The 12,767-nt window shown below is 61.4% G+C and carries 10 protein-coding genes; 5 read left to right on the top strand and 5 right to left on the bottom strand.

The window, feature by feature from the left end; all coding sequences use genetic code 11:
- Positions 1–52 precede the first annotated feature (52 nt).
- Positions 53–961 (bottom strand): LysR family transcriptional regulator, encoded by a 909-nt coding sequence (locus ACZZ0Q_RS02905; RefSeq protein WP_463540146.1) that lies wholly within the window; start codon positions 959–961, stop codon positions 53–55.
- Between the two features lie 130 nt (positions 962–1,091).
- Between ACZZ0Q_RS02905 and ACZZ0Q_RS02900 the strand changes: the two genes are divergently transcribed.
- Positions 1,092–2,105 carry a zinc-binding alcohol dehydrogenase family protein gene (locus ACZZ0Q_RS02900; protein ID WP_463540147.1) on the top strand — a complete coding sequence of 338 codons (1,014 nt, stop codon included), beginning with the start codon at positions 1,092–1,094 and terminating at the stop codon, positions 2,103–2,105.
- A 199-nt stretch (positions 2,106–2,304) separates the two neighbouring features.
- A complete protein-coding gene (locus tag ACZZ0Q_RS02895; RefSeq protein WP_122449729.1) occupies positions 2,305–2,484 on the top strand; it encodes a hypothetical protein in 180 nt (59 codons plus the stop codon).
- A gap of 26 nt (positions 2,485–2,510) precedes the next feature.
- Here ACZZ0Q_RS02895 and ACZZ0Q_RS02890 read toward each other — a convergent pair whose 3' ends face one another.
- The 3 genes from ACZZ0Q_RS02890 to ACZZ0Q_RS02880 form a co-directional block, all read right to left on the bottom strand.
- Positions 2,511–3,701: a Bcr/CflA family multidrug efflux MFS transporter gene (locus ACZZ0Q_RS02890; RefSeq protein WP_463540148.1), complete on the bottom strand. Its 1,191-nt coding sequence runs from the start codon at positions 3,699–3,701 to the stop codon at positions 2,511–2,513.
- 426 nt (positions 3,702–4,127) lie between these two features.
- On the bottom strand, positions 4,128–7,304 hold the full coding sequence (locus ACZZ0Q_RS02885; RefSeq protein ID WP_463540149.1) for an efflux RND transporter permease subunit: 3,177 nt from the start codon (positions 7,302–7,304) through the stop codon (positions 4,128–4,130).
- Positions 7,305–7,316: 12 nt separating this feature from the next.
- A complete protein-coding gene (locus tag ACZZ0Q_RS02880; RefSeq protein ID WP_463560269.1) occupies positions 7,317–8,480 on the bottom strand; it encodes an efflux RND transporter periplasmic adaptor subunit in 1,164 nt (387 codons plus the stop codon).
- Between the two features lie 152 nt (positions 8,481–8,632).
- On the opposite strand from ACZZ0Q_RS02880, the gene ACZZ0Q_RS02875 reads away from it, so the two are divergent.
- Together ACZZ0Q_RS02875 and ACZZ0Q_RS02870 are read left to right on the top strand one after the other, a co-directional pair.
- Positions 8,633–9,262 (top strand): TetR family transcriptional regulator, encoded by a 630-nt coding sequence (locus ACZZ0Q_RS02875; RefSeq protein WP_463540151.1) that lies wholly within the window; start codon positions 8,633–8,635, stop codon positions 9,260–9,262.
- Positions 9,263–9,294: 32 nt separating this feature from the next.
- A complete protein-coding gene (locus ACZZ0Q_RS02870; protein ID WP_463560268.1) occupies positions 9,295–9,684 on the top strand; it encodes a hypothetical protein in 390 nt (129 codons plus the stop codon).
- Between the two features lie 489 nt (positions 9,685–10,173).
- Here ACZZ0Q_RS02870 and pdxR read toward each other — a convergent pair whose 3' ends face one another.
- Positions 10,174–11,670, bottom strand: coding sequence for a MocR-like pyridoxine biosynthesis transcription factor PdxR (gene pdxR, locus ACZZ0Q_RS02865; protein ID WP_463540153.1), 1,497 nt, complete (start codon positions 11,668–11,670; stop codon positions 10,174–10,176).
- A gap of 198 nt (positions 11,671–11,868) precedes the next feature.
- Between pdxR and ACZZ0Q_RS02860 the strand changes: the two genes are divergently transcribed.
- On the top strand, positions 11,869–12,756 hold the full coding sequence (locus ACZZ0Q_RS02860; protein WP_463540154.1) for a transporter substrate-binding domain-containing protein: 888 nt from the start codon (positions 11,869–11,871) through the stop codon (positions 12,754–12,756).
- Positions 12,757–12,767: the final 11 nt, after the last annotated feature.

The following is a 12,767-nucleotide window of genomic DNA, read 5'->3' as shown; positions in this document are numbered from 1 at the left end:
CAAGCCCCGGCGCACGAGCCATTTGCCGCACATGCCGTTTCGTTGGACGGCACTAAGGCTTGGCTTCGAGCAGTTGGCTACAACGCAATTGAATGAACTCACGCAGCAAGTACACCGTTTTACTCAGTTGGGCGCGATGGGTGCAGATTAGGTTAAGAGCCGCAGGCTCGCCACGCAGTTCCGGCAACAGCACCTTTAGGCGCCCGGCCTTCACGTCGGCGGCAACGTCCAGCCAGGATTTGTACATAACGCCGCGCCCGGCCACGCCCCAGCGGCGCACCACGTCGGCATCGTCACTGACCTGATTACCGCCCACCGTCACGCTCAGTTCACGCTTGCCATCGATAAACCGCCAGCGCTCGTGCAGACGTCCGCCGAGCATGTACAGCAGGCAATTGTGTTGCGCCAGTTGATCGATACGCAGCGGTTCGCCGTGTTTGTTCAGGTAGGCCGGCGAGGCGCACAACACGCGGCGATTGCTCGGTGCTAGCGGCAGCGCCACCAGGCTGGAATCTTCGGGCGCGCCGTAGCGAATGGCGATGTCCACCGGCTGGCGGAACAGGTCGGCGTTGCGGTCGCCCAGCAGCAGGCGCACATGCAATAGCGGGTGCTCGGCTTGGAACTCATCGAGCCAGGGCAGCAGCACATTGCGACCGAAATCCGACGGTGCGGAAATTTGTAGCACCCCACTAATGTCTACCTTCCTGCCCGCCAATTGCTGCTGGGCTTCGTCTAGGCTTTGCAGAGCTGCACGGGCATAGCCCAGAAACTGCTCGCCTTCAGGCGTCATGCGCAAACTGCGGGTGGAGCGCGCGAACAGACGCACTTCGAGCTGCTGCTCGAGCCGCTTGAGCGCCGCGCTGGCCACGGCGGGCGACACATCCAGATCACGCGCCGCCGCCGACAGGCTGCCGAGGTCAGCGGTACGCACAACAATTTGCAGATCATCCAGGCGCAACATGGCGGTTCTCGCGGCAGGCAATTATCAATAGAGAATTGAAAGAGAGTTCGCTTTTACGCTCTTTTTCCCACTCGCGAAATATCAGAACCTGCGCGCCATCCATCGCCCATACACTTTTCGGAGTCTTCATATGAAAGCCATCGCCTATTACCACTCGCTGCCCATTGACAACGAGGCCGCCCTGCAAGACATCGAACTGCCCGCCCCCACTCCCCTGCCCCGTGATGTGCTGGTGGAAGTGCGGGCGATTTCGGTAAACCCGGTCGATACCAAAATCCGTAAAAACGTGGCGCCCGAAAATGGTGACGCGAAGGTTCTGGGCTGGGATGTAGCCGGCGTGGTGAAAGCGGTGGGCAGCGAAGTGACCCTGTTCAAGGTCGGCGACAAGGTGTTCTACGCCGGCGCGCTGACCCGAGCCGGCGCTAACAGCGAGCTGCACGTGGTGGACGAACGCATCGTCGGCCATATGCCGAAAAACCTCAGCTTCACCCAAAGTGCCGCCCTGCCGCTGACGGCGATCACCGCCTGGGAATTGCTGTTCGAACGCTTGCAGGTGCCGCAGGGCAGCAGCGGCAAAAAGCACAGCATCCTAGTGGTAGGCGCGGCCGGGGGCGTGGGTTCGATTCTGGTGCAACTGGCCCGTCAGCTCACCGACCTCACCGTAATCGGCACCGCCTCGCGCAGCGAAACTCAGGACTGGGTGCGCGAACTGGGCGCCCACCACGTTATTGACCACAGCAAGCCGTTGGCTGAAGAACTCAAACGCATCGGCGTTGGCCAGGTGACCTACGTTGCCAGCCTGACCAACACGGACGACCATTTCGACCAACTGGTGGAAGCGCTGGAACCGCAAGGCAAGCTGGGCCTGATCGACGACCCGAAAAGCCTCGACGTGACCAAGCTCAAGCGCAAGAGCCTGTCGCTGCATTGGGAGTTTATGTACACCCGCTCGATGTTCGAGACCGCCGACATGATCGAGCAGCATCGCCTGCTGAATCAGGTGGCCGAGCTGATCGACGCCGGCACGTTGAAAACCACCGTCGGCGAGCACTTCGGCAGCATCAACGCCGCCAACCTGCGCCGCGCTCATGCGCTGCTGGAAAGCGGTAAGGCCAAGGGCAAGATTGTGCTTGAGAGCTTCTAACTGCCGTGACGGCGATCGCGGCTGATCGGAGTGACGCCCTGCAGCTCCTACAGGTTTTTTTATCAACTGTGGGAGCGGCTTCAGCCGCGATGCTTTTAACCAGACGACCGCGTGTCGCCAAACATCAAACCGTCAAAGAAAATTCACGAACGCTGGCTAGACTGCAACTTCCTCGACATACCAACCGCAGGAGGCAGGCATGAAAATTCTTGTTCGTACGCTCTCCACGCCGCAAGGCCCGCTTTGGCAAGTTCGCATGGATCAACATGCCGTGAGTTTCCGCAGCGAGGCGCAAGCCCGCGAGTTCGTCACCACCCTGGAAGCCCGGCTGAAGGCCCCGCACCAACTCCCGCAAGTCGAACAACGCGCCGCCGGATAGCGCGTTTTTTTATGCCCGACGTGCCGTTACAACACCCCGAACGGCACGTTCTTGGCGCTGCGTGAAGTCACCAGCGCCAGCACCATCGCCACCACACCGCACAGGCTGATGACCATCGCCATCGGCATTGCCGTGCCGTCGTGCAGCACGCCCACCAAACTGGCGGCACCCGCCGCCACGCTGAACTGCAAGCAACCGAGCAACGCCGACGCGCTGCCCGCGTGACTGCCCTGCCCGGCCATGGCGCACGCCGACGCGTTGGGAATGATGCAACCCAGGCTGGCGATAAAGCAGAACAACGGCAGCATCAGCGGCCACAACTGCGCCGGCTTGAACGCGGTGACGGCCAGCAGAATCAGGGCGAACAGCAGGTACAGCCACACGATCCGCACCAGCCAATAACCGGGGCCGTGGTGACGCAACAAACGCGCGTTGATCTGCGCCGTCAGAATGAACCCCGCCGCATTGCCGCCAAACAGCCAGCCGTAATGCTCGGGCGGTACGCCGTACAGTTCGATAAACACAAAGGGCGAGCCGGCGATATAAGCGAACATGCCCGCCATAGCGACGCCGCCCGTGAGCGCATGGCCGAGGAACTGGCCGTCGCCCAACAAACGCCAATACTGACGAAATGCCCCGCGCAACGGCGGACGCGCGACGCCGGTGGGAATGGTCTCCGGCAACCACAGCGCCACGCCGAGCAGGCACAGCACGCTGAACCCGGTGAGGCACCAGAAAATCGACGGCCAGCCAAACAGATTGAGCAACACACCGCCACCGAACGGCGCGAGGATCGGCGCCACACCCATTACCAGCATCAATTGCGAGAAGGCTTTGGCCGAGGCCAGCGGGTCGCACAGATCACGAATAACCGCGCGGGAAATCACCATACCGGCGCAACCGCCTAAGGCCTGAACAAACCGCGAAGCAATCAGCCACTCCAGACTCGACGACAGCGCACACGCGGCCGATGCCAACGTAAACAGCACCACACCGACGAGCAGCGGCAGGCGGCGACCGAAGCGATCGGTCAGCGGCCCGTATACCAATTGACCAATCGCCAGGCCGCTGAAATACGCGGCCAGGGTGAGCTGAATATGCTCGACGTCGGTGCCGAAGGCGTGAGCCAGGGTGGGGAAACTGGGCAGGTAGAAATCGATGGCCAATGGGCCGAAGGCACTGAGCGCGCCGAGGATTAGCAGGATACGTAAGTTCATTAAAGGTCCGGCAACAGCGAGAACACGAGGCGGGGCATGGTACACCGTGGGAGGGGGTGAGGCGCAGGTGGAGGGGGTGGTTGGGCGATGGCCGGGGAGACGGTTGATTTTAATAAGAGCTTGGTCATGCTCGCGAAGGTGGGGGGCCGACGATTCGGGATCCACGGTTGTTCAGGAATCGCCGCTCGACGAGAGACTCTGGATCCCCGCGTGCGCGAGGATGACGGTGGACTTTAATAACACCTCCGTCATCCTCGCGAAGGCGGCGGTCTGACGATTCGGGATCCACGGTTGTTCAGGGATCGCTGCTCGGCGCGAGATTCTGGATCCCCGCGTGCGCGAGGATGACGGTGGACTTTGATAACACCTCCGTCATCCTCGCGAAGGCGGCGGTCCGACGATTCGGGATCCAGGCTCGCTCAGTTATCACCGATCCGCAGGCAAATCACTCGCCCGAGGAACCTCAGGCTCCACCACTTTCCCCTTATCCCCCTTCCCTTTCCCCATTCGCGCCGACGCACTTTCCACCAGCAAATAAAACATCGGAATCATAAACGTCGCCAACAGCGTCGCCGCCAACATGCCGCCAATCACCCCGGTGCCTATGGAGTGGCGACTCGCCGACCCAGCCCCCGTGCTGATGGCCAACGGTACACAGCCGAGAATAAAGGCCAGCGAGGTCATGACGATGGGCCGGAAGCGCAGTTTCGCGGCCTCAAGCGCCGAGTCGTAAATGCTCATGCCTTGGCTGCGGCACAGTACGGCGAATTCGACGATAAGGATGGCGTTCTTCGCCGCCAACCCAATCAGCGTCACCAGGCCGACCTGGAAGTACACGTCGTTCTGAATGCCGCGCAGCCATACCGCCAGAATGGCGCCGAACACCGCGAACGGCACCGCCGTGACCACGGCCAGCGGCAAGGTCCAGCGTTCGTATTGGGCGGCAAGAATCAGGAACACCATCACCAGCCCGAATAGAAACGCGGTACTGCCAGAACCCTGGGAAGCCAGTTCCTGATACGCCTGGCCGATCCAGCCGATGGTGTAGTCGCTGCCCAACGTCGCATCGGCCACTTCCTGCATCGCTTGCAGCGCTTGTCCCGAGCTGTAGCCAGGCGCCGGCCCGCCGAGAACTTTCGCGGCTGGGTACACGTTGAACCGCGCATAACTGTCGGGCCCGAGAATGCGCCGTACGCTGACCAATGAGGACAGCGGAATCAGCTCGGACGTGGCGGTGGAGCGCACGTACACCTGGCTCAGGTCTTCGGGCTTGCGCCGGAACTCCGCCTCCGCCTGCAAGCTCACCTGCCACGTGCGGCCGTAGAGGTTGAAGTCGTTGACGTAGTAGCTGCCGAAGGTGGTTTGCATGGCGGTGAATACATCGTTGATCGCCACGCCCAAGGCCCGCGCTTTGATGCGGTCAAGGTCGATGTAGTACTGCGGCACGTCGGCGTTGAAGGTGGTATTCACGCCCGCCAGCTCGGGCCGCTTGGCGGCTTCGGCCATGAATTTATGTACAGTCTCAGCCAGTTTTTCACTGCTGCCGCCACTGCGGTCCTGGATGTACGCCTCGAAGCCGCCAGTGGTGCTCATGCCGGTGATGGGCGGCGGGTTGAAGGTCATGACCATGGCGTCTTTTTGCGCGGCGCCCATACCCATGAACGCGCCAGGCAGGTTGCGCGCGTCCAGCTCCTCGGTGGTGCGCTCGCTCCAGTCTTTGAGCGGCACGAACGACACCCCGGCGTTGCTGCGCGTGCCGAACGTGAGCACGTCGAAACCGGCGAAGGTCACCACGTCTTGCACGGCCGGGTGCTTCATCAGTTGCTGGGTCACCTCGCCGGTCACTTTCTCGGTGCGCGTCAGCGAGGCGGCGGCCGGCAGGAAGTAGGCGTTGATGACGTAGCCCTGGTCTTCATCCGGCACCAGCGACCCCGGCACGCGGCCGAACAACACCACCATCAAGGCGATCATGCCGCCGAACAGCAGCAAGCCGATTATCGAGCGCTTGAGAAAGAACACCACGCCCCGGCTGTAGCCATTCGTGGCGCGTTCAAAGAAGGTGTTGAACCAGCGGAACGGCGCCGCCGGCTCGTGGTGCCCGGGCTTGAGTAACAAGGCGCACAGCGCCGGCGACAGCGTCAGCGCCACCAGGCCGGACACCGCCACCGACACGGCAATGGTGATGGCGAACTGCGAATACATCTGCCCCGCCAGCCCGCCGAGAAAGCCCACCGGAATAAACACCGCGCACAGCACCAGCACGATGGCGATGATCGGCCCGGTCACCTCTTCCATGGCTTTGATCGCCGCCTCGCGCGGCGGCAGTTTCTCGGTGCGCATCACCCGCTCGACGTTTTCCAGCACCACAATCGCATCGTCCACCACGATGCCGATGGCCAGCACCAGGCCGAACAGGGTCAGCAAGTTGATCGAGAAACCGAGCAGGTACATGCCGGCGAACGTGCCGATCAGCGACACCGGAATGGCCAGCACCGGAATCAGTGTGGCGCGCCAGTTCTGCAGGAAAATAAACACCACCAGCACCACCAACACCAGCGCTTCGAAGAAAGTGTGAATCACCTCTTCAATGGAAACGGTCACGAACTTGGTGGTGTCGTAGGGGATTTTGTAGGTGATGCCCGAAGGGAAGCGCTTGGCCAGGCGCTCCATGGTCTGGTTCACCAGCTTGGCGGTATCCAACGCGTTAGCGCCCGGTTGCAGGTAGATACCGAAGGCAGCGTTTTGCTGACCGTTCAGGGTCGTTACCAGCGAATAATCCTGCGCGCCCAGCTCCACTCTCGCCACATCTTTAAGCAGCAGGCTGGCGCCGGTGGCGTCGGTGCGCAGAATGATGTTTTCGAACTCTTTCGGGTCGGCAAAACGGCCTTGAGTCGTCACCGTATAGGTGAAGTCCTGCTCCTGAGTGAGCGGCTGTTTGCCGAAGCTGCCGGCGGCGAATTGCGAGTTCTGCTCCTGAATGGCATTCACCACGTCGGTGGGCGTGAGGTTGTATTGCGCCAGCTTGTCCGGGCGCAGCCAGATGCGCATGGAGTAATCCTTGGAACCGAACTGGCTGGCATCGCCCACGCCTTTAAGGCGCTTGAGTTCATCGATGACGTTGATCAGCGCGTAGTTGCTGATAAAGATCGGATCGCGCGAACCGTCCGGCGAATACAGGGTGATGACTTGCAGGATGTCGGAGGATTTCTTCTCCACCTTCACCCCTTGGCGACGCACTTCTTCCGGCAGTTTTGCCAGCGCAGCTTGCACCTTGTTGTTGACGTTGATGGTCGCCTGGTCCGGGTCGGTGCCGACCTGGAAGTACACGTTCAGGCTCATCGCCCCGCTGCTGTCAGAGTTCGAGAGCTGGTAAATCATGTTCTCGACGCCGTTGATCTCCTGCTCCAGCGGCGCCGCCACGGTTTCGGCGATCACCTGCGAACTGGCGCCGGGGTAACTGGCGGTGACGGCCACCTGCGGCGGCAGAATTTCCGGGTATTGGGAAATGGGCAGCGAGCGCATGGCTGCCAGCCCGGCGAGCACGATAACCACCGAAATGACCGTGGCGAAAATCGGCCGATCAATAAAGAAGCGAGAGATCACGGCGACGCTCCTTTATGATTTTTTCGCAGGTTGTTCGGCTTCAGCCTTCGCCTCAGTGGCTTTGACCGGCGACTCGGGACGCACCTTGAGAATGCCTTCCACAATCACCTTGTCGCCCACGCCAACGCCCGACTCGATCACCCACCGGCCCTCCGACGTCGGCCCGGTGGCAACCTGGCGCGCATGGGCGACGCCCTGGTCATCGACGACATACACAAAAGTGCCCTTCGGCCCTTGCAGCAAGGCACGCTCCGGCACCGTAACGGCATTCGGGCGCGTAAGGCCCTTGATCACCACGCGCATAAATTGGCCGGGCAGCAACTTCTGGTCGGGGTTGGGCACCACGGCGCGGGCACTGACGGTGCCGGTGCCGCTGCTGACGAAGCTGTCGGTGAAGTCGACACGGCCTTCGATGGGGTAGCTGCTGCCATCGCCAAACTTCAACTGGGCGAATAATTTGCCGTCGGCCGGCATCGCCAATTTGCCGCTTTGTACGCCCTCGCGCAGGCGCTCGGCCTCGGTGTCGGGGTAGGCGAAGTTGACGTACAGCGGGTCAAGTTGCGTGAGTTGAGTCAGCAGGCTGGCATTGGCGTCGGAGGCCACTACCAAGCTGCCCTCGGACACCGTCTGTTTACTGGTGATGCCGGAAATGGGCGCGACCACGGTGGTGTAGTCGAGGTCGATTTGCCGCGACTCCACCTCAGCCTTGGAGGCCTCGACGTTGGCCTTGCTCTGCTCGAAATTGGACACCGCGTTATCCAGCTCGCTTTCGCTGGCGAAGCCCTTCTTCTGCAGCTCGCGAATGCGCTTGAGATCACGCTCGGTCTGGCGATAGCGCGCCTGTGCTTGCGCCAGTGCGCCTTGGGCGCGCATCAGCGCGGCCTGATATGGCCGAGGGTCGATGCGAAACAGCACCTGACCGGCTTTCACCTTGCTGCCTTCGTCGTAGGTGCGTTGCTGCAAAATGCCGCTCACCTGCGCGCGCACCTGCACCTCGCGATAACCAGCGGTGCGGCCGGAATACTCCAGCACCAGCGGAAAGGTTTCGGCTTTGGCCACTTCCACGGTCACTTCCGGCGGTGGCGGGGCGGCCGCTGCTGGCGCGTCGGCGGCCAGACTGTTCGCACTGAACAGGCTCAGCGTAATCAGAACAAAAGAAGACAAGGCGTACGGCATAGCGGTCTCCATGACCAGGCGCATCAGAAAGTTGGCTATCCAGAGCCGGCCGATACATACGAGTGTGTTTGTAAAACCTGACAGGCATTACACTCACGCCCTACGCCCCGCTCTAACTGAACAAGAGCCTAGACAGAAATAGCCCAACCGCCATGCGCCGAACCAAAGAAGAAGCAGAGAAAACCCGCAGCGCCATTTTGTTGGCCGCCGAGATGTTGTTTCTGCAAAAAGGCGTGGGCCACACCACCCTTGATCAAATCGCCAAAACCGCTGACGTAACGCGGGGCGCCGTGTACTGGCACTTTGAAAACAAAGCCCATTTATTCCACGAAATGCTCGACCAGGTTCGCCTGCCGCCGGAACAAATGGCCGAACTGTTATCCGCCGACAACGGCCGCGAACCGCTGCAAAGCCTGCGCGACATCTGCGTGGACGCGCTGATCGACCTGGCCCACGACGAGCAGCGGCGGCGCATCATGACCATCCTGCTGTTTCGCTGCGAATTCACCGACGAACTGCGCGAAGCCGAAGACCGGCACAACGCCTTTGTTCGGCAATTTATCGACGTGTGCGAAACCGTGTTCCAGCGCGCCGCCAAAAACGGCCACCTCAACCCCGCCATGACGCCACGCATGGCCGCGCTGACCTTGCACGGCCTGATGATTGGTCTGTTCAGCGACTACCTGCGCGACCCCGACCTGTACCGCCCCGACGAGCAAGCGGCGCCCATGATCGACACCATGTTTCGCGGTCTCGCCCGCCAATGGCCGCTGAGCAACTAATCTAAAAAAACCTGCCGGCAGGAGTGCTGACCATGCGCGTTTTTTTCATCCTTTCGATGCTGCTGCTTCCGACGCTGGCGCACGCCGAATTCGCCGATGCGCCGACGCCACAATCCGACGGCTACGGCGTGCTGATCATCTCGCGCGAACGCCTGGAAGTCGGCAGCCCGTGCGACATCGGCCTGTACCTGCAAGACCAATTGGCGGCGCGCTTGTGGCAAGGCCAATCGGTGGCCTTCAACCTGCCGCCCGGCGCCATCTCCGTGAGGCTTGGCCTGCTGGGGCCGGGTGTTTGCTCACCGGGCATCAGCCAGGCCACCAGCATTTTGGTCGACCTGGTACCGGGCGAGATTCGCCGGTATCGCATTGCGTTGAATACCACTGGGTTGTATTTGCTGCAGGCGCCCCCGTTGAATCAGTGAGTACTCGTCTCCCTCAGTACCGTCGTTTCCAGGAATGGAGGCTAAAACCACGAGGTTTTGATCTGGCCTGTGATCTATCGCTTTCGATCTGGCTTGTGATCTATCGCCCTTGATCTGGCTTGTGATCCACCCCGCCCCGTTCATCGCAGGCCGAGTGGAGTCGCCGTGCAGGGGGTTGAGCGGCCGGGAGCCGCGAAAGGCGTGTCGGGCCATGGATGGCCCGTCTCGCCGGCCCCCGGAACGGCGACGGAGGGAGAGAAGTCGGAGCGCAGCGTAGACCCAAGGTAGGGGCTAGCGTTTTTGGTTACTTTTGTCGCAATGACAAAAGTGACTCGCGCGTAAGGCGCGAAACAAAAACGCTCAGCACACACGGTAATGAAAATTTTCGCCGATCTACCGTGTACGGCTTGAAATACTGGATTCCGAATCGTCGGACCGCCGCCTTCGCGGGAATGACGGATGTTTTTCTGAGTAAGCGGTCGTGCACTTTTACATCCCCTCCAACACTTCCCCCAACACCCGAATCCCCGGCCTGATGCGCTGCGCATCAATCGCATGAAACCCCAACCGCATAAAATTCACCGCCACATGCTGGCCAAAGAAAAACTGCGCCCCGGCCTCAATCAACACACTGCGCTGCGCCGCCGCCCACGCCAGCTTTTGCGTATCCACCCCCACCGGCGCCGCTAGCCAGAATGCGCTGGCGCCCGGGCTGCCCACCGGTTCGCAACTAGGCAGCTCCGCGCGCAGCGCCTCGCTCAAGGCTTCACGGCGCCGTGCATGTTCTTCGCGAAAGCGGCGCAAGTGCGCGTCGTAATGCCCTTGGGCAAGAAACTCCGCGAGCATCCGCTGGTTGTTCAGTGGCGGGTGCCGGTACATCAGCCGACGCAGCGCGCGAAGCTCGTCAATCAACTCGGCATCAGCCACCAGATAGCCCATGCGCAAGCCCGGCGAAAAGGCTTTCGACAGGCTGCTCAGGTAAATCACCCGGCCCTGGCTGTCGCTGGCTTTGAGCGCCGGCTGCGGGTGGTTGTCGAGGTTCAGTTCGGCGTCGTAGTCGTCTTCGATCAGCACCTGGTCGTGCTCGCGAATGTGCGCCAGCAACTGGGTGCGGCGCTCGGCGCTCATGGCGATGCCGGTCGGTACTTGATGGCCCGGCGTTACGTACAGGTATTCGCAGTCGTTCAGGCGCGAGTCGACCACCAGCCCTTCGCGGTCGATGTCTTGCAGCTGCACGTGCGCGCCTTGCAGGTCGAAGATGCTCAGGGCGTCGCGAAAGCCCGGGTTTTCCACGGCCACTTTTACGCCTTTGCCCATCAGCAAGGTGGCGAGCAAATACAGCGCATTTTGTGAGCCGAGGGTGACCAGAATTTCATCGGCGCGCGCCCAGATGCCGCGTTTGGGCAGCACGCGGGTGCGCAGTTGTTCGATGAGCATTTCATCGTCACGGTCGAAGCGGTCGCGCAGCCAGCCTTGGTCGCGCTCGCTGCGCAACGTGTTGCGTGACACTTCGCGCCAGCGCTCCAGGGGAAACAGGTCGCGAATCGGCTGGCCGTAGATAAACGGGTAAGTGAAGCCGGCCCAGTTGCTGGGGCGCAGCACGCCGTGCTTCAGGCTGGGCTGCATCTTGAAACGCGTGGCCCAATTCGGTGCACGCTCGTTGGCGCCACTGTCGGCGTGTTCGGGTTGGCGCTGCGGGGTCATGCGCAGCACGCTGTCGTCGAAGTCGGCGCCGCAGTAGTCGGGGTGCAAGTAATAGCCGCTACGCGGACGGCTGATCAGGTAGCCGTTGTCGAGCAGGCTCTCGTACACCAGCGCCACGGTGTTGCGTGAAACCGAGAGCTGTTGCGACAGCTTGCGGCACGAGGGCAATGGCTCATCGGCGGGAAAACCGCCGCCCAGAATGGTCGACACCAGCGACTCGCGCAGTTGCTCTTGCAGGCCCCGCTGGTGGTCGAAAGACAGATGAAATAAATGATCGATCATGGTCGTTCCACTCGCTTGCCGACCGAGGAACTTTGCAATTAGCGCGCCACGATTTTCGCCCGGCGCACTGGCCAGTCGAATGGCCAAAACTGCCCCTATCCCCTCGCTTCCAGCGCTCTCTATGGTGAATACCAGCCAACCCGAAGGCCCGTTTAAAAGTGGCCAGGCTCACCTTTCAAGACAACTGGAGCAGCACTTATGAAGCACACGAACAACGGTTCGCTGGCCCTCAAATCGCTTGGCCTGTTGCGCAAGCTGACCCTCGCCACGCTCGTGCTGAGCGCCCCGTTTGCCCACGCCGACCTGGACGAGGTGAAAAGCAAAGGCGTGCTCACGGTTGCGACCGAACACGACTACGCGCCGTTCAACTTTATCGTCGACGGCAAGCCCGACGGTTTCCACAAGGAGCTGCTCGAAGACCTGGTGGCTTACGCCAAGGAACAGAAGATCGATGTGAAGCAGGACATCCTGCCGTGGACCGGCCTGCTCGCCTCGGTATCGTCCGGTCAATACGACGTGGCCTTCACTGGCGCCCTGGTCACCGACGAGCGCCTGCGCGTGTTCAACTTCACCCCGCCGTTCGCCAGCGCCCAGCACTATTACGTCAAGCGCGCCGACGACAAGAGCCTCAGCGACATCGCCAGCCTGTGCGGCAAAACCGTCGGCGTCCAAGCCGGCAGCGCCCTGCTGGCGCGTTTGCCTGAGCTTAAGGCGATGATGAAAGAGAAAGGCTGCGAGATGGGCAAAGTGGTGGAATACCAATCCTATCCAGAGGTGTACGCCGACCTCGCCAACGGCCGCCTGGACTACGCCGTCAACGCCCTGATCTCGGTAAACGACCTGATCAAAACCCGCGGCGATACGTTCGCCAAAGGCATCCCGGTTTCCGGCCCTGGCTTTGCCGCCTGGCCAATGCCGAAGAACAGCCCGGAGCTGCTGAAATTCCTCACTGGGTTTATGGACAAGGTGCGGGGCAATGGGCGTTTGGCGGCGTTGCAGACTAAGTGGTTTGGCGAGGCGTTCCCCGATATGCCGAAAGAGCCGATTACGAATGTGGAGCAGTTTCATACGTTGGCGGGGATGTAACACCGTTGTCC

This window comes from Pseudomonas sp. AC070, from assembly GCF_979258635.1.
The sequence above is the reverse complement of the archived record's forward strand: the minus strand, read 5'-3'. Positions and strand labels throughout refer to the sequence as shown.

Bases quoted from the DNA above. Each gene is read 5' to 3' on its own strand.
- ACZZ0Q_RS02905 (WP_463540146.1), bottom strand. From the start codon at position 961: ATGTTGCGCCTGGATGATCTGCAAATTGTTGTGCGTACCGCTGACCTC.
- ACZZ0Q_RS02900 (WP_463540147.1), top strand. From the start codon at position 1,092: ATGAAAGCCATCGCCTATTACCACTCGCTGCCCATTGACAACGAGGCC.
- ACZZ0Q_RS02895 (WP_122449729.1), top strand. From the start codon at position 2,305: ATGAAAATTCTTGTTCGTACGCTCTCCACGCCGCAAGGCCCGCTTTGG.
- ACZZ0Q_RS02890 (WP_463540148.1), bottom strand. From the start codon at position 3,701: ATGAACTTACGTATCCTGCTAATCCTCGGCGCGCTCAGTGCCTTCGGC.
- ACZZ0Q_RS02880 (WP_463560269.1), bottom strand. From the start codon at position 8,480: ATGCCGTACGCCTTGTCTTCTTTTGTTCTGATTACGCTGAGCCTGTTC.
- ACZZ0Q_RS02875 (WP_463540151.1), top strand. From the start codon at position 8,633: ATGCGCCGAACCAAAGAAGAAGCAGAGAAAACCCGCAGCGCCATTTTG.
- ACZZ0Q_RS02870 (WP_463560268.1), top strand. From the start codon at position 9,295: ATGCGCGTTTTTTTCATCCTTTCGATGCTGCTGCTTCCGACGCTGGCG.
- pdxR (WP_463540153.1), bottom strand. From the start codon at position 11,670: ATGATCGATCATTTATTTCATCTGTCTTTCGACCACCAGCGGGGCCTG.
- ACZZ0Q_RS02860 (WP_463540154.1), top strand. From the start codon at position 11,869: ATGAAGCACACGAACAACGGTTCGCTGGCCCTCAAATCGCTTGGCCTG.